Source organism: Ruegeria sp. BF12 (genome assembly GCF_056538705.1).
In genome coordinates, this window is sequence record NZ_JBQFTP010000019.1 from 40,249 (window position 1) to 59,446 (window position 19,198).

At 51.8% G+C, this 19,198-nt stretch carries 20 protein-coding genes; 15 read left to right on the forward strand and 5 right to left on the reverse strand.

Going from position 1 to position 19,198, the window contains the following annotated elements; genetic code table 11:
- The first annotated feature begins 190 nt into the window (after positions 1–190).
- On the forward strand, positions 191–1,054 hold the full coding sequence (locus ACR0J0_RS21170) for an alpha/beta fold hydrolase (protein ID WP_480665974.1): 864 nt from the start codon (positions 191–193) through the stop codon (positions 1,052–1,054).
- A 172-nt stretch (positions 1,055–1,226) separates the two neighbouring features.
- On the opposite strand, the gene ACR0J0_RS21175 is transcribed toward ACR0J0_RS21170, so the two are convergent.
- The 3 genes from ACR0J0_RS21175 to ACR0J0_RS21185 form a co-directional block, all read right to left on the reverse strand.
- A complete protein-coding gene (locus ACR0J0_RS21175) occupies positions 1,227–2,276 on the reverse strand; it encodes a GFA family protein (RefSeq protein ID WP_170389671.1) in 1,050 nt (349 codons plus the stop codon).
- A 182-nt stretch (positions 2,277–2,458) separates the two neighbouring features.
- Positions 2,459–3,412: an ornithine cyclodeaminase family protein gene (locus ACR0J0_RS21180; protein ID WP_480665975.1), complete on the reverse strand. Its 954-nt coding sequence runs from the start codon at positions 3,410–3,412 to the stop codon at positions 2,459–2,461.
- Between the two features lie 143 nt (positions 3,413–3,555).
- Positions 3,556–4,536 carry a nuclear transport factor 2 family protein gene (locus tag ACR0J0_RS21185; RefSeq protein ID WP_480665976.1) on the reverse strand — a complete coding sequence of 327 codons (981 nt, stop codon included), beginning with the start codon at positions 4,534–4,536 and terminating at the stop codon, positions 3,556–3,558.
- Between the two features lie 365 nt (positions 4,537–4,901).
- Here ACR0J0_RS21185 and ACR0J0_RS21190 point away from each other — a divergent pair, with 365 nt between their 5' ends.
- From ACR0J0_RS21190 to ACR0J0_RS21200, 3 genes are read left to right on the forward strand one after another with little or no spacing between them, the layout of a single operon-like run.
- The gene (locus tag ACR0J0_RS21190) at positions 4,902–5,897 is read left to right on the forward strand and encodes an HlyD family secretion protein (RefSeq protein ID WP_170575335.1); all 996 of its coding nucleotides are present in this window, start codon (positions 4,902–4,904) and stop codon (positions 5,895–5,897) included.
- Entirely contained in the window at positions 5,894–8,593 is a 2,700-nt protein-coding gene (gene rbbA / locus ACR0J0_RS21195; RefSeq protein ID WP_480665977.1) for a ribosome-associated ATPase/putative transporter RbbA, read from the forward strand. Before ACR0J0_RS21190 ends, rbbA begins: the two co-directional genes overlap by 4 nt.
- Positions 8,594–9,718 carry an ABC transporter permease gene (locus ACR0J0_RS21200; RefSeq protein WP_480665978.1) on the forward strand — a complete coding sequence of 375 codons (1,125 nt, stop codon included), beginning with the start codon at positions 8,594–8,596 and terminating at the stop codon, positions 9,716–9,718.
- Between the two features lie 826 nt (positions 9,719–10,544).
- On the opposite strand, the gene ACR0J0_RS21205 is transcribed toward ACR0J0_RS21200, so the two are convergent.
- Positions 10,545–11,885, reverse strand: a complete 1,341-nt coding sequence (locus ACR0J0_RS21205) for a tetratricopeptide repeat protein (protein ID WP_480665979.1) — start codon at positions 11,883–11,885, stop codon at positions 10,545–10,547.
- Between the two features lie 93 nt (positions 11,886–11,978).
- Here ACR0J0_RS21205 and ACR0J0_RS21210 point away from each other — a divergent pair, with 93 nt between their 5' ends.
- The 4 genes from ACR0J0_RS21210 (at position 11,979) to ACR0J0_RS21225 (ending at position 15,647) form a co-directional block, all read left to right on the forward strand.
- Positions 11,979–12,197 carry a hypothetical protein gene (locus tag ACR0J0_RS21210; RefSeq protein WP_480665980.1) on the forward strand — a complete coding sequence of 73 codons (219 nt, stop codon included), beginning with the start codon at positions 11,979–11,981 and terminating at the stop codon, positions 12,195–12,197.
- A 25-nt stretch (positions 12,198–12,222) separates the two neighbouring features.
- Positions 12,223–13,689, forward strand: a complete 1,467-nt coding sequence (gene gntH, locus ACR0J0_RS21215; protein WP_480665981.1) for a guanitoxin biosynthesis MBL fold metallo-hydrolase GntH — start codon at positions 12,223–12,225, stop codon at positions 13,687–13,689.
- Between the two features lie 14 nt (positions 13,690–13,703).
- Entirely contained in the window at positions 13,704–14,684 is a 981-nt protein-coding gene (locus ACR0J0_RS21220) for a CobW family GTP-binding protein (RefSeq protein WP_480665982.1), read from the forward strand.
- Positions 14,685–14,849: 165 nt separating this feature from the next.
- Positions 14,850–15,647 carry a transporter family protein gene (locus ACR0J0_RS21225; RefSeq protein ID WP_480665983.1) on the forward strand — a complete coding sequence of 266 codons (798 nt, stop codon included), beginning with the start codon at positions 14,850–14,852 and terminating at the stop codon, positions 15,645–15,647.
- A gap of 98 nt (positions 15,648–15,745) precedes the next feature.
- Here the strand turns inward: ACR0J0_RS21225 and ACR0J0_RS21230 are convergent, their stop codons facing one another.
- Positions 15,746–15,934, reverse strand: coding sequence for a hypothetical protein (locus ACR0J0_RS21230; protein WP_480665991.1), 189 nt, complete (start codon positions 15,932–15,934; stop codon positions 15,746–15,748).
- On the opposite strand from ACR0J0_RS21230, the gene ACR0J0_RS21235 reads away from it, so the two are divergent.
- From ACR0J0_RS21235 to ACR0J0_RS21265, 7 genes are all read left to right on the forward strand, one after another.
- Complete coding sequence (locus tag ACR0J0_RS21235; protein ID WP_480665984.1) at positions 15,866–16,096, forward strand: zinc-binding dehydrogenase; 231 nt, start codon at positions 15,866–15,868, stop codon at positions 16,094–16,096. The genes ACR0J0_RS21230 and ACR0J0_RS21235 overlap by 69 nt on opposite strands.
- Entirely contained in the window at positions 16,097–16,477 is a 381-nt protein-coding gene (locus tag ACR0J0_RS21240; protein WP_480665985.1) for a VOC family protein, read from the forward strand.
- A 144-nt stretch (positions 16,478–16,621) separates the two neighbouring features.
- Entirely contained in the window at positions 16,622–17,005 is a 384-nt protein-coding gene (locus ACR0J0_RS21245; RefSeq protein ID WP_480665990.1) for a nuclear transport factor 2 family protein, read from the forward strand.
- A 136-nt stretch (positions 17,006–17,141) separates the two neighbouring features.
- The gene (locus tag ACR0J0_RS21250) at positions 17,142–17,645 is read left to right on the forward strand and encodes an aggregation factor core (protein ID WP_480665986.1); all 504 of its coding nucleotides are present in this window, start codon (positions 17,142–17,144) and stop codon (positions 17,643–17,645) included.
- 13 nt (positions 17,646–17,658) lie between these two features.
- Complete coding sequence (locus ACR0J0_RS21255; RefSeq protein ID WP_480665987.1) at positions 17,659–18,111, forward strand: TspO/MBR family protein; 453 nt, start codon at positions 17,659–17,661, stop codon at positions 18,109–18,111.
- Positions 18,112–18,176: 65 nt separating this feature from the next.
- Complete coding sequence (locus tag ACR0J0_RS21260) at positions 18,177–18,677, forward strand: CIA30 family protein (RefSeq protein ID WP_480665988.1); 501 nt, start codon at positions 18,177–18,179, stop codon at positions 18,675–18,677.
- A 262-nt stretch (positions 18,678–18,939) separates the two neighbouring features.
- The coding region (locus tag ACR0J0_RS21265; protein ID WP_480665989.1) for a hypothetical protein at positions 18,940–19,198 on the forward strand (259 nt) is incomplete at its 3' end.

The window sequence follows — 19,198 nt, forward strand, 5'->3', positions numbered from 1 at the left end:
TTTGCTCCACGCCAGCGACGTACCATCGCTTGAGGAAGTGTATCTAACGGTTCGCATGTCCTTTTTTAGTCAATTTGGGGCAAATGTCCCAACAATTTCCCGTCGTTTTGAGTCTAGCCGGGACATGTGTCCGATAGGTTGAAGGACAGATGAGTGACACCATTGTGAAATTCAGATTGGAGGTCATCACATGAATAAACAATTTGACGCATCACTACACGCTTCGCCGTCCCGGTCCCAAATTTCGCCCGCTCCCTGCGTGGGGCTACATTGTTCCGGTGCTGACGGAAGCCAGTGGCGCACTCTGTTTGCCCGGATGAGCGATGAAACCAAAACAATAGCGCCCGACCTAATTGGAACCCTGTCTCGGGGTCATAAAATCCCCGACGGGCCGTTCACATTGGAACACGAAGCTGCTTCGATCATCACTGAGATTGAGAAGCTTGGCAGACCCGCTCACTTGATTGGACACTCGTATGGAGGAGCGCTGGCGTTGCATATCGCCAGAGCTCGACCCGACCTTGTTCGATCACTTTGTCTCTATGAACCAACTTTGTTCAGCCTACTGAAAGCCGGAAACGCGGCTGACGGTTCATTGTGTTCCGAGATTGTAAGCCTCACAAACGCAATACGAACTGGCATAGAAGAGGGATGCGAAGAGTTTAGCGCACAGGTTTTTACCGATTTTTGGGGAGGACTTGGCTCTTGGCAAGCCCTGAGCCGTGAACGCAGGTGCGCTATGATTAATTGGGTTCACAAAGCCCCAAGCGATTTCGATGCGCTTCTGAATGAACCTGATCCAGAAAATATTTTTCATGAAGGAATTCCCTCTACGATCATGCTCGGATCGGAGACTCATGCGCACACGAAGCGCATCGCAGAAATTCTGGCAACCCAAGGTAAGCTTGCTGAGCTAAAGGTTCTGAAAGGTGCCGGCCATTTGGGGCCCTTTACCTTCAAGGAAAGTTTCGAGGTGGAGGTGCTGTCGCATATTAGAACTGTTGACCGCCGCGACATGGCTTCAATGGACATCAAGCCGATCAGTAGATCATGAGCCGGGGACACTGGAAATCTAGAAAAAGCGACCGACCGATCTGGACTCCGAGCGGTCGGTCGCTGTGCAGCCTCGCTAACGTCTTATGGGCGCCCGCATTGGGCTCGATGTTGTCATTTTCTCAAACGCTAGGAATGTTCTCTTTGCGGATAAAGCAGAAATCGCTCGATCACTAAAACACTACAGGCGGCTTAGCCAAAGGTCCCCAAGTTTCAGGGTCTGGTAGACCGACACTTGACCATGCTTCTTGCAAAACTCTAGAGTCCGAAGACCTTGTGCGAGGTAAGTCATCCAAAATATCAAACCATGGCATTTTGCTTTCTATTCCAGAGTGGACCGAAGGAGCAAAGTTTTCTGGTTGGTCGAGGCTCGAAGTATGCAGGACCAGATAGGCCGTTTCTCGTGGCTTCACGAGCTTATAAGTTAGACTTGCCCCGCATCTGGCACAAAAGCCACGATTTGCTATCGGCGTAGTTGCGAAGTATCGAGGTTCCTCGGTGAGAAATCGAACAGCAGAAGCGGGAAAGGCTGCCCATGCATTCACTGCTGAACCAGAAAATTTTCTGCAACAACTACAATGGCAATACCCTGTGCTTATGGCGGGTGCGTTTATTTCATACCGGACCAACCCACAGATGCAGCCACCTGTCACTAAGGTTTTGGCCAATTCATCTTCATCAAAATCCAGAAAACCCCCTTCCTCTCCAGGTTCTGAAACGGTCATGTAGACATGTATTGGAGTATCAGTGCTCTTGAGTCTTTTGTGACCGCAATCCGCCAGCGGAAGATCTATCTTGCCCGCTATTTGCGCCATTACTTCTCCTGAAACCGCGATTCCACCTGGTTCCGCTATTGCCTCAAGCCGTGCGGCAGTATTTACGCCGTCTCCGAGAATATCGTCGCCGTGTACAACGACATCACCGAGCGAAACTCCGACGCGTAAAATGAGTGGGTCGTCACTGTTCGATTGGCGTACTTCGCGCGCACACGCTCTTTGAATGTTGATTGCACAATTGACCGCTTCAAAGACACTCGAAAACTCAGCCAAAAACCCATCGCCAGTAGACTTGAAAACACGACCCCGGTTTGCTTCCACCTGCATGCCGATGATTTCACGTTCTAGTCGAACCAACTTAGCTAGTGTTCCGCTCTCATCGCGTGATACCAATCCCGCGAAACCGACTATATCGGTGGCCAAAATGGCCGCTAATTTGCGTTCCATCTCCGTCGCTCCGAGCTAATGATCTCCAATTGGTGCCTGCTTACTTTAGCATAAAACCGGTCAGAGCGAGCCACGGTGGCTGAGGTGTTAACTTCCAGCTTTCAAAGACCGTTCGGGGCTGCGAGCGGTCAATCATGCTCATCGCAGAAAATGGCAGCGCCGAGCCCAAAGCCGAAAGATTCCTACTTTTGCCGAGCTCGTACCTCGGCGGCCCGACGAACTGCGAGTACCGCTGTTGCGTAATCTCCCAAAGAAATCCCTCTGAAAGCGAATGCAGCCGGTTTCTCGCTTAAAGTGGTATCGACTGCTCCCGAGACAATTTCCGTCAAGTCCCCTGTTACTTTCTGATAGGGCAGCATTGGTTTGTCGCTTTCAGATTCCTGTTTTCGGTCGTCAACAATAACAGTTTTGAAAGCGGTCATACCCTCTGGAAGCCACGGAATGCAGGCATCTGTAATGGCGGCGAAGGCAGTCGGCTTTAGCCATCGGGCATCCAGAAAAGGTTCGATGGAATAGTCCAAAGTTATTGATGTCACTACCAGATCGGCATCACGCAAGGCGTCCTTGGCATTGGCGGCTGTTTGGGCCTCGAGGCCCATGTCCCGAGCCCGGCGACAAAGCTTGTCGACATTCGCTTTGCCGCGTCCGAACACACGAATGCTTTTCAAGGGGAAAACCTCGGAAAACGCAACCAAATGGGAGTGAGCTTGCACGCCGGCCCCAACAAAAGCCACTGTCTCAGCATTTGGATCAGCAAGTCGACGCGCGGCGACGACTGACAGTGCCGCTGTTCTAACAGCCGTTACCCAATTTGCCCCTAAGACTGCCCGGAGAACCCCGGTTTGCCCGTCCATTACCATGATAGCGCCGTTAATCGCAGGGAGTCCCTTTGCCGGATTGTTCGGACACACCGTTACCTGTTTGGTCACGATGAACCCATCATCTCCTACTGCCAAGGTCGACATTGCGTACCGTCCATCCCCGGGCAAAATGGCTGTCTTGGGGGACGTATGAAGCTGCTTACTTGCCTTGGCTATCAGCGCAGATTCAATCGCGTCGGCAACTTCCGAAGGTTGGATACCTAAACCTTCCAAGTCTTTGTCAGAAAGATAAGTTATTTTGCTTTCAGAAGTCATGTTGGCGCCGCTCCGCTTTGCAACCCGGCTTCCCGATTAGGCTTTTAAATTGCGTGTTAACATAAGCTTTGGGTGTCTAGATTGGGACTTCACTCGAGTACATTATTCGTTGCATTGGGATTTCTGTTTTCATGCTTACGGTCTCAAGTTATCTCAAGCCAGTTGAGTTTGAAAATTGTATGCTCTCCTTCGAGACCTTTAAGCGGAACAGTCATTTGCTCGGCAAACTGAAAATCCTGTGATCCGCCCACCATGATCCGTGTGGCATCCGAGACGCGGATATCACTTGGTGCAGCGAGAGCGGCTATTCGTGCGGCCTTGTTGACAACGGTCCCGAAGTGATCGGCATCAGAAGTAATCACTTCGCCGGTATGCAAGCCGATGCGAACCCGCAACTTTGGCTCGTTTGTTTCCGCCGCGTTCGCCTGTTGAATATTTTGAGCTGCCAGCAATGCTGCCCTTGCGGAAGCAAAAGACGACATCACCCCGTCTCCCAGTGATTTCACCGTACGTCCACCACTCCCGACGATCTGCGTTTCGACAAGTCGCAGATGTCTTCCGAGGGCGTCGCTCCAAAGCGTATCGCCTATAGCCTCAGCGATTTTTGTGCTGTCCGCGATATCGGTGAACATGATGGTCGCTATACCACTTTGGCCGAGTTCGTGGGGTGTAGAGAGGGCGGCATCAAGCAGTTCCTCAAAGCCTCTGGCCTCATACCCAAATCCCTCTACGTTGTTGACCGGTAGAGAATTGTGAACGTGCACAATCTTCCAGGATCCTTTGTCGAGTTTCAGAATGACCGTAGAACGTAGGTGCGCGATCTGTCCTGTTTCAATACCCTCAATGCTTGCTTCCCATTCGACCCAACCGAGTGATCCGCATTCAAATCCTCTCAGGTCTTTTGGGTGCCACTTGAACCGTGGAACCTCACCGATGTATTGCTCCATACCGCGACGCAGCGCATCGCCTTTCCAAGCCTCGCCGTGTGCTGAGCCAAAGTATGACAGGGCGGCGTCGTCAGAAAATAGATGTGCCACCGTCTCTCCATCGCCCCGACCGTAGGCGTTGATCCATCGTGCCACTATAGCGGCGAGTTCCGAAGAGGGGCTGATCGTATCTCTCATGCCAAAACCGTCGCGTCGATAGCCAGAAAACTACCTCGAAAAACATGACCTTCGCACGTCCAGTTTCTATAGAAGCGTATCATGGCAGAACCTTTCTCGAAATCTCGATTTCTGAGGTCCTGTCAGTGTAGGCCAAGCCGGGGCGGCCATAAAGACAACCCGTTTCAATACCAAACTGATAACAAAAGCGCTTCACGTCTACTTCTTCCAACCCACCGCGAAAGAACCTGCAACACCCAAACCAGTGTTCATACAAACAACTGCTTGGAACTGAGGTGCCCGGATCGGTTTTGATCCAAAACAAGGCTTTGAGTCTTTTGAGACACTAAACTCTGCGCCAGAAACCCCGTTTCAGGTGAAACGCTATGACCAAAAACCTATCGGTTTTTCTTATTTTGGCTGGTTTAGTAATTGCTGGTGCGTTGCTGTATGTCGTTGTTGCCGAGGATGGCGATGAATTGCCGGTCGGATTTGTGCAAGGAAACGGGCGGGTTGAAGCGGAACAAGTCGAAATAGCACCAACTAATGCAGGTCGGGTTGCGAAGGTAACGGCAACAGAGGGCAGTATGGTTGCAGCCGGTCAAATCCTGGCCGAAATGGACATAGATGAGCTATCTGCCGCCCTGGACCGGGCTAGAGCCGAGGTAGCCTTGGCAAATCAGACAAGGGCCGAAGCAGAAGCGCTCGTTGTGCAACGCGAAAGCGAACAGCGCAGGGCCGAGCAAGAGCTTGATCGTGCCACGGCGTTGCTGGCAGGACAAAACATCTCCAAAACTATTTTTGAAGATCGCGATACCACTCATAAGGTTGCTACAGCAGTATTGGGCGCCGCCAAAGCCCGAGTTGCAACCGCGGAAAGCCGTATTGCTGCCGCTGAGGCGGAAGCTCGCAGGATTGAGGCACAGATTGAAGACAGCGCTCTAGTGGCACCTTTGCCCGGACGCGTGCTTTACCGGCTTGCAGAACCCGGAGAGGTGGTTGGCGCGGGCGAACCAATCCTGACTATTCTTGGCCTTGAGAATGTTTACATGGAAGTTTTTCTTCCGGCGCGTGAAGCCGGACTTTTGCCCATTGGAGCTGAGGCTCGCATCGTGCTCGACGCTTTGCCGGAATATGCGATACCTGCATACGTGAGCTTTGTTTCTCCCGAGGCACAATTCACCCCCAAACAGGTCGAAACCCTGGATGAGCGAGAGCAACTGGTTTTTCGCGTTCGCGTCCGTATCCCAATAGACTTGGTTGAAAGTCGGATTGAGCACGTCAAAACCGGTCTGCGCGGTGTCGCGGTGATCCGGCTAAACCCAGCCGCTGCTTGGCCTGAGGCGCTTGAACAACGCATCCCAGAAGAGTTGTTCGAATGAGAGTAGAGGATGACGCCTGCGATATTCACATTTCAGGTGTTACGCACCATTATCGCAAGCATGTCGCATTGGATTCTGTTTCGTTAGAACTGCCAGGCGGCCAGCTTGTTGGCTTTATCGGGCCGGATGGGGTGGGAAAGTCTACACTGCTTGGTTTGATCACCGGCGCAAAGAAACTGCAATCCGGCAATATCGACGTTTTAGGCGGCCCGATTGGCGATTCTGGTCATCGACACAGCATTTGCCCAGCCATCGCGTTCATGCCGCAAGGGCTGGGTCGAAACCTGTATCCGGAGCTGTCTGTACGCGAGAACCTTGAGTTCTTCTCAGGTCTCTTTGCTCAAGGGCATTCAGAGCGGGATGATCGTATCGCAGCGCTATTGGCTGCGACAGGGCTTGCGCAGTTTGAAGACCGTCTGATGGGCAAGCTCTCGGGTGGGATGAAACAAAAACTAGGTCTTTGCTGTGCGTTAATCCATGACCCCAAACTTTTGGTTTTGGATGAGCCAACGACCGGGGTCGACCCGTTGTCGCGTCGGCAGTTCTGGGCTTTGATTGATGCAATCCGAGCAAAAAGCCCCGAACTGTCGGTATTGGTTTCAACGGCGTATATGGAAGAAGCCGACGGTTTTGAACGAATTGTCGCGATGGACGCGGGTCAAGTCATCTTTCATGGGAAGCCCGCCGAATTGAAAGGGAGTGATGTCGACCTCGAAATTGCATATCGGCGTCTGAGAGCACGGGAGTTGCCTGTCGAACCGGCGGGGAAGAACAAAACGAATGGGAAGATCGAAGCAAGCCCAGTGATAGTTGCGCGTGGACTGACACGACGCTTTGGTGATTTCACGGCCGTAGACAACGTCGACTTCACAATCAATCGCGGAGAGATATTCGGGTTTCTAGGATCAAACGGTTGCGGCAAGTCCACGACAATGAAGATGTTGACTGGCTTGTTACCATCCAGCTCAGGTGAAGCACTGCTGTTTGGCAACCCTGTCGATGCATATGACCGAAAAATGAGGCGTGAAATAGGCTACATGAGCCAGGCCTTTTCCTTGTATGGCGAGTTGTCGGTCCATCAGAACCTACAATTGCACGCGCGGATATTTGCAATTGCCGACCGAGAACAACGTGTTTCGGAACTCACTGAGCGCTTTGGGCTCGAGGAGCACCGTCATACCTTGGCGACGGCACTGCCCCTGGGGATCAAACAGCGACTGTCGCTAGCCGTAGCTGTGATCCACCGTCCGCGAGTGCTAATACTCGACGAACCAACATCCGGTGTGGATCCAGAGGCGCGCGATTCCTTCTGGGACTTGCTGATTGAGCTCTCTCGAACCGAGTCGGTTACGATCTTTGTGTCCACTCATTTCATGGGTGAGGCGGAACGCTGTGATCGCGTTTCTTTTATGCATGCTGGTAGAGTTCTAGCCGAAGGTACTCCGGCTGAACTAATCGCTGTTGAAGGGGCGGAAAACCTTGAAGGCGCCTTCATTTCGATATTGGAAGCAGCAGAAAAACCGGTCTCTGTTGTCGCGCCAGAGGTGGGTTTTAGGACCAAATCCCACGCCGGGGGAGGAGCGTTTTCTCGTGTCTTGGCATATGCGCGGCGCGAAACCGTTGAAGTAGCTCGCGACCCGGTGCGTCTGGCTTTCGCGTTTCTGGGTTCTGCTATCCTAATGTTGGTTTTTTGCTTTGGAATTACGCTGGATGTCGATGAGCTTGAATTCGCGGTACTTGACCTGTCTCAGGGGCCGGAGAGTCGTGCTTATTCGGCTGAATTCGCCGGATCGTCCTATTTTAAAGCCACATCGCCGCTGCAAAGCGCCAGCGAAGGGCGCGACCGTCTAGTAGCAGGTGAGGTCTCTCTGGTTGTTGAGTTGCCACCTGACTTTGACCGAAAGATGAGTACGGGTGAACCGACCCAGATACTTGCGACTGTGGACGGTGCTATCCCATTTAAGGGTGAGACGGTTGAAGGCTATGTTTCCGGATTGCACCAATCATTTCTCGCGGAATATACCCTTAACAACGGCAAAAGCCAGATAGATATCGCCAGGATCGAACCCCGGTTTCGCTACAATCAGAGCTTTGAAAGCATCGCCGCGATGGCTCCGGCAATGCCTGCTATCTTACTGATTATGCTGCCAGCTGTTTTGACTGCCGTAAGCGTAGCAAGGGAACGAGAGCTGGGGTCAGTTGTCAATTTCTACGTGACACCAACCACGCGGCTTGAATTTCTAGTCGGAAAACAAATTCCGTACATATTGATCGCCTACGCAAATTTTCTGCTTTTGGCCGGAATGACCGTTTTTCTTTTTGGGGTGCCGTTAAAAGGAAATCCTTTCCCTTTGGCTGTTGGTGCCCTTCTTTACGTTTGGGCAACAACATCCTACGGGTTATTGATCGCTACAATGACATCCAGTCAGGTGGCCGCCACATTTGCAACTGCCATCGCCTCAGTTGTCCCAACAATCCAGTTCTCAGGCCTGTTGCAACCTGTTTCAACGCTTGAAGGAGGCGCACAAGTGGTGGGCTCACTTTGGCCTTCCTCATATTTCCTACACCTAAACGTCGGTGCCTTCACTAAAGGTTTGGGTTGGGAGGCCCTTGCGCCGGACATTCTGGCCCTCGCCTGCTTCGGACCAGTTCTGACGCTGATCGCAGCCCTATGTCTTCGAGCGCAGGAGAAGTGAATGCAGCGCTTGTACTGCATATTCTGGCTAGGCTTGAAGGAAGTGATGAGCCTGCGCCGTGATTGGGTGATGATGGCATTGTTGGTTTGGTCTTTCACGCTGGCCCCGATCATGGAAGCAACCGGAGTGGCAAGTTCTGTAAACAATGCCTCGATAGCGTTTGCGGATGAAGACGACTCGCCGCTTTCTCGAGCACTTGCCACAGCGTTTTTCCCACCAGAGTTCCAACCGGTCGTCCAAATCGAACCCGGAAAAGGACCTGCCTACATGGACGCTGGGCGCTTTATTTTCGTTGTGGCTGTGCCCCCTGGATTCGAGAAGGACCTGCGCGCGGGGCGCAGTCCGGAGATTCAAGTTCTTATTGACGCAACCGCTATGGAACAGGCCGGAATTGGTGCAAACTACATCACCAGTATCTTGAGCGCTGAAATACATCGCTATGCAATTGGTATCGATCTAGTAGATGCTCCCTCAATCAGTGTCATTCTTAGAAGCGCCTTCAACCCAAATAGAGATACTGTGCGTTTTGCTGGTATCGTTGCTTTGATCGGCCAGATCATGTGGCTCACAACTATATTGACCGGAGCGGCAATGATTAGAGAACGAGAGCACGGGACTATTGAACATCTCCTTGCCATGCCTCTTGCTCCATTTGACATTGCCATTGCCAAAATTTGGGCGAATGCAGCAGTGGTTTTGGTCGCGGCTGGTCTTTCACTAACCTTTGTGATGCAGGGTTCTCTGGGTATTAGTATCGCTGGATCCAAGATGTTGTTTTTGGTTGGCACGGCGTTGTTTCTTTTTACTGCGACGGCGCTTGGGGTGTTTCTAGCAACCATTGCACGCTCAATGGCGCAGTTCGCGCTTCTGGTCATGTTGATTGTGCTGCCAATGCTAATGCTTTCAGGTGGAGAGACCCCAATTGAAGGGCAGCCGGCGTGGTTGCAGGCAGGTACTTTGGTTCTGCCGTCACGCCACTACATGTCAGCAAGTCAGGCTATTGTTTTCAAAGGCGCTGGTATTGAGATTGTCTGGCCGGAATTCGTTTGGATGACGTTGTTGGGAATTGCTTTGTTACTAATGAGCCTACGGCTTTTTCGGCGTTCTCTTGCTCAGATCAGCTAGCAATCCAACTTGTTGGCTGTGACAGATTGGAGCGCTAGCTGATCTGCCTCTGAAGAAAGTTTGGAAATGCGCGTCCCTACAATCTTTTTGTGTCGCCAAAGTACTAGTTGGCTGCCTGCGAGAAGGCCGACCTGGCCGCACTACGTTGAAAGGCATCTACCACAACCTTGCAATTGAGGTGCGTTGTTCGGCCTTGGGTTGAATTATTCCAGCCAAAAATGCACTTTAGATTGAGTTTTGATGCGTTCAAGTTGATCGAGCTACGCTAAGTCAATCGACAATGGAGCGCGTATGGTGAACAGTGCAAACTTATGAGCAAATCGTGCAAACTTATGCGCAATTGCTGTGCAAAATTATGGGCGACGACACCCAGATATTTCTGAATAAACTCAATGATAGGAATGCAGCGTTATGCGCGTACCTACATCTTTGTAGGATTCCCCATAGCACTGCGGATACCCCATAGTTTTGCGGTATCCGCCCATAGTTCTGCGGTCTGCGTTTTGAGTCCTTGTTGGTTTTCGGTCATGATGCCCCGCCGGCAGTTGCGGGGCATTTTCTTGTAGGCAGTCTATTCAGCAAGCCCGGTCGCGCCCGGAATCAGTAAACCTGCCAGGCAGAAAGCGTGGGAAGCTTCATAAAACGTTTGCCATGGCAGCCCGGCTCCCAGGGTACGGGGCCAGCGTTGATTGGTTTCATATCTGGGACATCGAAACTGGCGACGGCATTCTGGATTCTCGCGCTACTTTTGGTATCAGTTCCGATTTTCGCAAGTCTGGTGGCAAATGTCTGAACTTAAAATAGGCAATAGCCGCAATAGGTTTCGTCAGTATCTACTCAGCGTCTCCAGAATTATTTTCCGCGTATCGACGTCGTTGCGAAAAATCCTGTCGGCGAGAAACTCGGACGGAAACTCGGGCCATGTCTTTTTCATTTCAGTAACAAGACGTTGTGCTTCTTCTGAATTTCTCAACTGATCGTGCGCAACGGCCTGGAATAAAAGCGAAGGAGCACTGACAGGCGCTCCGGCAGCTGGTGCGCCCTGAAAGGCTTCAACAACATTTTCGTAGTTCCCGAGCATGAGTTGAGAAACACCCCAGATGTTTCTCGCACCAAACCTACCAGATCCTGATTTGGGTCTCTCCGGGTTGCTAACCTCGGCAGCAAGTTCCGGGGCGTTAGCCAAGATGGCGGTGATACCTGCAAGGTCGAGAATATGGCCATCATTCGGCGCTAGTTCGACCGACATCCTTGCGTATTTCAATGCCTCGTTTGGCTGGTCTTTGACAGCCAGCACCCAACCATTTGCGCCATTTGCCCACGCATTAGCAGGGGACAACTCTAGCGCTTTTCCAGACATTTCTGAGGCTTGGCTGAAAAAATCATCCCTTTGTGCTTCATCCGGCGACAACACCGCCAGGATCGCCAGGACCTGCGCTGATCCGGCATAACCGTCAGACAGGGCCGGGTCGAGTTCCATCGCGTGCTGGAACATTCCCAGTGCTATTTTCTGACGTTTGACATCAAAAACGGGAAAAAACATGCCTCGGGCTTGGTCCGCAAGGTTGGCCGCCTGGAGTCTTGTCAACGAATGCTCTCCCAGTGCTGCACGTTCTGCTTTCTCGATGGATTGAGTCGTTGGCACAACCTCCCTGTTATCCTGGCTCATCCAGATGCCAAGCGCAGCGACTAATGCAAGAACAACCAGTCCAGCAGGCAGCAGTTGCCGCGAACGCCAACGGCCAACTGGATTGTCGACCTTCAGTGCACTTGATGTGCGGTCTTCGATTGTAGGTTCGTATGAAAACCGCGGCTTGTATCCGCCGGGGTCAACAAAAATGCGAACTCCATTGCCGTCCCAGTGATCTTCGTAGAACCGATGCAAAAGACGACGCAGTCGCCTAGCCTCAACGCGAACCAGGTTTTGACCACCAGTACCGTCTATGCGCCGCCCATAGACCTCAACAGCGATAGCTTTGCCTCGAATCTGAGCGCTTCGACCAGACAGAGATTCTTCGACGATATAGGTGAGAAATTGCGTGAGTCGGGGTGAAGCTTTAAACCCGTCGCTTGATACAATTCGACTCAGAGCCTCCCGGATGAGCTCCGGAGAAGGCCGTTCAACATGTTGATTTATTAGCAAATCGTTGGATTTGTTCAATGTCAACTCACCCCCAACTCACGGTGACTCACTTGGCCTTTGCGGTCAACCGCACTCATCTTGATTTGAGAATAGATAGTGGGCGTCGGGATTTTTCCATTGACGGTGGACCTGATTGAAGAAATTCGAGAACTTTCCGATGTGCTGTCGAGGCGCATCGAAACGGACGCGCTACTCGGCGAGGTCATCGAAGACCTGAAGAAAGCATCTACGTTTTCGAAAGACGCATCGATCACGGCCTCAGAGCGCGCCGAATGGGCCCACATCAAATCTGAACTCATCAACGAGCTTCGCCGGATGTTGAAGCGCAACCTGTGAGATACTTCTAACTGAGGGCCAATCCATGACCAAGGAAGACAATAGAAAAGACCAGGACGACAAACAGGTTCAGACGAAAGACCAAATTGAAGACCCATCGCGGCGGAGTGTTCTAAAGGGCTTGGCCACTGGAGCGGCTGCAACGGGGGCAGCTGGGTTTGCGGCAGGAAGTGCCGAGGCGCACCAAGTTGACGGCCCACTCGGTGAATCTCTTAAGAATCCGTACGGTGGTCGGCCCGCAGGGGGCATCTCTCTGCCAGAGTATTTCCGCCCGACGAAGTACATGACCGGTTCTAACGCAAACTATTTTCCACTCAGTGAAGAGTTGGGGCCAGATGAGATGCGAATCTCATTCTGTGGCTCAACGCCATATCCGCCGCGCGAAGATCAGGCGGGCACCTGTATTATGGTCGAGCTGGGTAACGGAAAAAGGTTCTTCTTCGATTTTGGATCCGGTTGTGTACGCAATATCATTGCCATGCAAGTGCCGGGGCAGCTGATCAACGACATCTTCATCTCTCACCTGCATGTCGACCACTATGCCGATATTCCCTATATTTACCCATTCCGTGCCTGGTCGGGTGGTTACACGCCACTACGCATCCATGGTCCCTCTGGTCGGACACCCGAACTTGGCACAGCCGGAATGGTGAAAGGCATGCAACAGATGCTCAAATGGCATCTGGAGGCCTTTGATGTGTTTCCGATTGGGGACGGCTACGAGATCGAAGTCAATGAATTCGACTTCCGTCAGGAAGGCGGCATCGTTTATGACGAAGATGGCGTGACTGTTCGATCCTGGCCTCGTAGCCATGCCAAGGACGGGGCAGTTGGGTATCGGCTCGATTGGAATGGTCTGAGCTTTGTATGGACAGGCGATGGTCGCCCGGATGAACTATCACGGAAATACGGCGAAGGTGTTGATGTCTTTGTAACCGAAATGTCGGGACAGGATATTGGTCAGTTGATGACCTATAAATACGGTATCCCACAGGAATTGTTCAATTACACAATCGATACGCATCACACCTCTCACTATGCAGTGGGTAAGCTCTTTGCTGACGCAAGGCCGCGTTTGGGAATGGTGACACACTACACACAAGACGAAGACATCGACGCTGAAATGCTGGCGGGTATTCGCGCCCACTACGACGGTCTGTTCCAATGGGGTCTCGATGTGGCCGTCGTCAACGTAACTAAGGATGCGATTTGGTACAGGAAAGCCGCATTGCCCGGAAAGTCTGGCACTGTCCCGCCATTCCGTGAACTGGCTGCAGCAGCAGAGGCTGGGCGCATCGAGCTTCCAGAGGAAGTTACTTTGCCGAACCCAAGGCTCACCCGCGCAGATCAGCAAGACCAGAAGTATCGAGATATGGAGATCGATCCACGCGAGTATTACCCAACTGACGTTTTCCGAGCACCCGGCGGAGACTGGCCGCAGGACTTTACCATCAAAGTTTCGGATGTAATCGGCCCGCGTGATGAAGACTGAGAGGAGATCGAACAATGATTGAATTTGGTTCGACTTCTGCGATCCCCGTAACGATCCTTACCGGTTTTTTAGGCGCCGGTAAGACAACGCTTCTGAACCGCATCCTCACTGGCAATCACGGGTTGCGGGTTGCGGTTCTTGTAAATGACTTTGGATCCATAAACGTAGACGCCGACCTGGTGGTTGGCCTCGAAGATGACGTTATGAGCCTCGCGAATGGTTGCGTGTGCTGCTCGATACGAGATGACTTGATCGAAACGGTGGAAGCCGTTCTCGCCCGACCTGAGAAACCGGAATACATCGTCCTTGAAGCAAGTGGTGTGTCGGACCCATCGTCAATCGCGATGACGTTCACGGATCAACGGTTCCGGGACATGATCCGCTTAGACAGCCTCATGTGTCTTGTCGATGCGGAACAGTTATTTGCCGCGCCGGAACAAATGGAACTTAAGCTCCGTCAAATTGCATTTTCGGACATGGTAATTCTGAACAAGGTTGATCTTGTCGACAGGGCCACAATTCAGAAGGTGCACGATTGGCTCGGGTCTCGCTTCCGTCGATATCGTCTGGTCGAAGCTGTAAACGCAGACGTCCCACTCGACATACTTCTTTCTGTTGGTCGCTTTGCCGCCGAACAACTCGAAACGGAAATACCTGATCACCATGAACATGGACCAAATTGTGGTTGTCATCACTCTGATCACTCAGACAGCTTCTCAACAACTATGATGAAAGCTGAACGCCCAATAAGCCTGTCTTCCCTCCGGAGTGCAATTCGGAAGCTTCCGGGCGACGTTTATCGTCTCAAGGGTTTTGTTTTTAGCGAGGAGGATCCAGATCATCGCATTCTTGTTCAAGTGGTTGGAAAACGTATGGACATCGCACGGGATGGTGCTTGGGGTGACCGCAAACCCGAAACAAGGCTTGTCGCTATAGGCGCACCGGGGGCGCTCTCAGAGGATGTGCTTTCGGACACGCTTATGGAGACAGTCTGAAAGCCAGGTTCGATCAAGTATTTTGGCTATAAGTGAACCGTGCTGGATAATTTCATCCAGTTCGGCGGCGGCGGACTGTGAGTGAGCCATTGACGTCATTGCCAACCTGGCGATCTCAAGTGCAAGCTACCCATGAGAAAACGGCCGGCTGAAAGGAGACCGCCTATGAACCTAAGGTTGCTATGCTGCTCCATACTTGCCGGGATTGGTGCCCTTTCTTGTACTGCGTGGGCAGAGTCCCAGGAAGAAGAACTAGCAAAGCAACTTGCTAACCCAGTGGCCGCTCTCATTAGTGTGCCATTCCAGCTGAACTATGATCAGAATTTGGGTGCCGACAGAAATGGTTCGCGTTGGATATTAAACGTGCAACCGGTTGTTCCATTTGATCTTGCGGACGATTGGAACCTCATATCCCGAACAATTCTTCCAATTGCCTCCATAGATGGTGGCCTACCGGGTTCTGGATCTGAGACTGGGCTAGGAGATACTGTTCAAAGCTTATTTCTTTCGCCCAAAAAACCAAGTTCGGGCGGTTGGATCTGGGGGGCTGGACCCGTTTTTCTGCTGCCGACGTCGACAGATAACAGCTTAGGTCTCGGAGAGTGGGGTGCTGGAGTTACCGGCGTGGCACTCAAACAGCAGGGTCCGTGGACATATGGTGGCCTGACAAATCACATCTGGGACATTGATGGTGATACTGACATCAACCAGACGTTCTTACAGCCATTTATTTCCTACACAAATTCGAATGCGTGGACGTTTACATTAAACACCGAGTCCACCTACGACTGGGAAAACGATCAATGGTCTGTGCCAATCAACGGCGTTGTCGCCAGGGTTACCCAGATTGGAGATCAGCTTATCAGCGTAGGCGGAGGAATACGCTACTGGGCCGACGGCCCTGATACCGGGCCAAAAGGTTGGGGCGCGAGACTTGTGGCTACCTTTCTGTTTCCCAAATAGTTGAGCCATTCCTCGGAAAATATCGCTTACTGTGGTCTGCGTCAGAACTACTCCAAGAACCGCCGTTGCCTTTGAAATGATTTCTGACCCTCAACCTGTCACTCGGGCAGGCCGGCCAAGCGCAACCCCTCGAAATAGCGTTGCGTCTCTGGAGAATCTGCGTAGTTGGCCCGCTCGTGAATCCCGGTAATCGAGTCTTCGGGGACCAGGCACAGCAATTGAGCAATAGCAACGGTAGCGTCGTCTACACTCGGTCGCTTTTTGGAACTGGAGATATAAATCGCCAAAGCGAAATCCTGAATCAGGTCGCCGGGTTGATAGACGATGGAAAGATCATATCCACAGCGACCGATACACTTGGTACAATCAATGCTGCAAACTTAATGAAAGCGCATGCTATCCTTAAAAGTGGCAAGGCCAAAGGAAAGCTCGTGCTTGAGGGATTCTAGATGAGAATTGAGCGGCTGGATCATGTGAATATCGTGACGACTAGGTTGCCAGAGATGGTTACTTGGTACGAAGAGGTCCTGGGTTTGAAACCTGGGGCCCGCCCCGATTTTCCGTTCCCCGGAGCATGGTTGTATGCGGGTTATCACGCGGTGGTCCACCTTGTGGGTCATGAAGGAACGCCCAATGTCGGCTCTGAGGTGAAGCTCAAGCTCGAGCATTTTGCGCTCTCAGCCACTGGGTTGGGCGCATTCGAGGAAAAGCTGATCTCGAGTCAGATCCAGTATCGCAAAACTGACGTCCCAGGGGCTCGAATGGTCCAAATCCATGTGGCCGATCCTGATGGAAATCACATTCACATAGACTTTGAAGAAATCGAGTAAGGGACAAACACTCGAAATAGTCGGAACGCAAAACTAAGCTCGTAAATTCTTGCCGATTAGTGATCGAGATCACTACCGGGTTGCTTCCAAGAATTACGCGGACCGACATTTTTGGGCGGTACAAACGTCGAATTGGAGATCAGCATCCTGGACCTCGAAACCAACAAAAAAAATGTCATTGCTTTCTACGAAATGATGTTCAATGAGTGTCGGCCTGCGGAAGCCATAGCGACCTTTGTTGGTGAAACCTATACGCAGCACAACCCACATGTTGGCGACGGCAAGCAAGCCTTTGTCGAATATTTCGAACGGATGGCCGCCGAATATCCGGGAAAGCGTGTGGATATCAAACGTGCGTTTGCTGAATACGACCACGTTGTTCTGCATTGCCACCAAATCTGGCCCGATGGTCTCGAGTACGCAGGGATCGATATTTTTCGCCTGGATGTCGATGGGAAGATTGTCGAGCACTGGGACGTTCTTCAGGAGGTTCCGGCAAACAGCGAGAATGAAAACGGCATGTTTTGACTTAGCCGTTCTGATAGCGGTACATGGAATTTCGAAAGGTCCTGTCGGGTAAACCACGAAAGTCAAAGGGCATAAGTCTGATCCAAGAAACCCGCCGTAGCGTATCTATCAAGAACCCATTAGGAAGGAGATAAATATGCTCCCGAAGAGTATTTTAGCGGCGACTCTTGGATTATTTGCAGCCACTTCGCTTCAAGCTGGTGTTCAAATTCGCTTCGTAGAAGGCGCACCCAAGGACCGTTTTGTTCTGACAAATGTCGGAGCTTGCGAAGTACAAGCCTCGACCCTCAAAATTGACTTTTCGCAATCTGCTGGACGTCTGATTTTCGACGTTACCGAAAAGGGTGCCGGCGTGGAGGTATTCCAACCTCTCGAATTCGTTGAGGGTGCGGATGCTCTGCGTCAATTTCCTTCGGTCGTGGACGGGCAAAATTCAATAGAACTTGAGATCGCCTCCCTCGCAGCCGGGGACAAACTCGCCTTTAACATCGATGTAGATGACACTATCGGGCAACGCGAAATCACCGTAACGGGATCGGAGATCGAAGGGGCCACTGTATCATATACCGATGCGGATGAGACCAGTACGGCGACCTTCTCTTCCGAAGCACTTGTTAAAGTGACAACCAAGGACTGCTGAAAGCTATCCTACAATGTCGAATTGGTTGATCCGCATAGCTTTTCTTGCGCTCGTATTGGGAGGCGGCATCCTGATCGGGACACTGACCGCACCCGGTGATTGGTATGCGCAGCTATCTAAACCGGCTTTCAATCCACCAAATTTGATTTTTGGCCCGGTCTGGACGGTGCTTTATGTCTTGATCGCCATGGTAGGTTGGCGTCAGTTCGAAACAGACCGAAGCTCGACCGCCATGAAGCTGTGGAAGGCGCAGATGGGTCTGAACTTTTTGTGGTCCCCAACCTTTTTCGTAATGCAGCTGCCGTGGTTTGCCCTTGTGGTCATTGTCGCGTTGCTGATTGTGATTGTCTTGTTCATCGCGCAGGTCCGGTACACTGATCGAGTCTCAGCACTGGCCTTCTTGCCTTACTTGGCGTGGGTGGCTTTTGCCACGGCCTTGAACCTTTCTATCGCGATATTGAACTGAGAAAGAACGCAATGTTTGGAAACTTCGCTCGGCTTGTTTCAGGTCTTGTAATCATCGGATCTACAATGGCACAGGCTGATGAAAATCTTGCAGAAGACTTCTCCAAGTCTCCGGAGACGCGTTGGGACTACGTTGCCGACGCCGTCATGGGAGGAGTTTCTTCAGGGGAGGTGCAGTTTCGTTCGGAAGGTGATGATGCATTCGCTCGGTTGACCGGAACCGTCAGCACAGAAAACAACGGCGGCTTCATCCAGTTCCGACGCAAGTTGCCGGGCGGGCCAGATGCAAGTGTATCAGGCGTCAGGCTGCTGGTGCGGGGGAACGGTGAGCAATACTTCGTTCACCTTCGAACACGTGGCACGGTGCTACCGTGGCAATACTATCAGGCCGAGTTCGCAACTTCTGACGAATGGACCGAAGTCTATCTACCTCTGTCAGGCTTCAAGGCTTCAGGTGCCATGTTGCGCGCTATTCCCGATGCTGACAAAATCACTTCAGTTGGAGTTGTAGCCTACGGGCGCGATCACGAGGCCCGTGTAGATGTCAGTGAGATTGGTTTCTTCTGAAGGCCTCCCAAGAAAGGGCTGTGATATTCAGATAGGTTTGCTTGACACCGCTTGAGATCGAGTTGTGCCAATGTCTGAACGCGGATGTGCAGTTCCTTCATTTTGGGTGCTGAACCTGTCTTTTCTTAGCGAACGTTTGCAGCGTACGGCGTTCCGAAGAGGCAACTCCACAGGCAGTCTTCAGTTAAAAAACTTAGCCAAAGCAAAATACACTCAGCAAAAGACAACTCCCACATGAAGCTCATCTAAAGGAGTGAGTATCATGAAGGGGATTGTAGCTTTGGGCCTTGTTGCCCTGACCCTATCATTTTTTTTGGCACTGGTGCGTTCCCAAGATCACTTTTCCCATGTTTTCCTCCCTTTTGGTGAGAAAGAGTTCAGCCACCACTACTGGCGCAATCTGCGTGCCCATCTGCAAATCAAGACCAATGCTAACAGGTTGAGAACCGGTGCAATCGCCGCGAACCACGGTTTGGCCGACTCCGAGATCAAGTCCGTTACAAGTATCCAAGGTAGTCCCA

Excerpts from the sequence above, each read along its gene's own strand:
- ACR0J0_RS21170 (WP_480665974.1), top strand. The coding sequence starts at position 191 with ATGAATAAACAATTTGACGCATCACTACACGCTTCGCCGTCCCGGTCC.
- ACR0J0_RS21175 (WP_170389671.1), bottom strand. The coding sequence starts at position 2,276 with ATGGAACGCAAATTAGCGGCCATTTTGGCCACCGATATAGTCGGTTTC.
- ACR0J0_RS21180 (WP_480665975.1), bottom strand. The coding sequence starts at position 3,412 with ATGACTTCTGAAAGCAAAATAACTTATCTTTCTGACAAAGACTTGGAA.
- ACR0J0_RS21185 (WP_480665976.1), bottom strand. The coding sequence starts at position 4,536 with ATGAGAGATACGATCAGCCCCTCTTCGGAACTCGCCGCTATAGTGGCA.
- ACR0J0_RS21190 (WP_170575335.1), top strand. The coding sequence starts at position 4,902 with ATGACCAAAAACCTATCGGTTTTTCTTATTTTGGCTGGTTTAGTAATT.
- rbbA (WP_480665977.1), top strand. The coding sequence starts at position 5,894 with ATGAGAGTAGAGGATGACGCCTGCGATATTCACATTTCAGGTGTTACG.
- ACR0J0_RS21200 (WP_480665978.1), top strand. The coding sequence starts at position 8,594 with ATGCAGCGCTTGTACTGCATATTCTGGCTAGGCTTGAAGGAAGTGATG.
- gntH (WP_480665981.1), top strand. The coding sequence starts at position 12,223 with ATGACCAAGGAAGACAATAGAAAAGACCAGGACGACAAACAGGTTCAG.
- ACR0J0_RS21220 (WP_480665982.1), top strand. The coding sequence starts at position 13,704 with ATGATTGAATTTGGTTCGACTTCTGCGATCCCCGTAACGATCCTTACC.
- ACR0J0_RS21225 (WP_480665983.1), top strand. The coding sequence starts at position 14,850 with ATGAACCTAAGGTTGCTATGCTGCTCCATACTTGCCGGGATTGGTGCC.
- ACR0J0_RS21240 (WP_480665985.1), top strand. The coding sequence starts at position 16,097 with ATGAGAATTGAGCGGCTGGATCATGTGAATATCGTGACGACTAGGTTG.
- ACR0J0_RS21250 (WP_480665986.1), top strand. The coding sequence starts at position 17,142 with ATGCTCCCGAAGAGTATTTTAGCGGCGACTCTTGGATTATTTGCAGCC.
- ACR0J0_RS21255 (WP_480665987.1), top strand. The coding sequence starts at position 17,659 with ATGTCGAATTGGTTGATCCGCATAGCTTTTCTTGCGCTCGTATTGGGA.
- ACR0J0_RS21260 (WP_480665988.1), top strand. The coding sequence starts at position 18,177 with ATGGCACAGGCTGATGAAAATCTTGCAGAAGACTTCTCCAAGTCTCCG.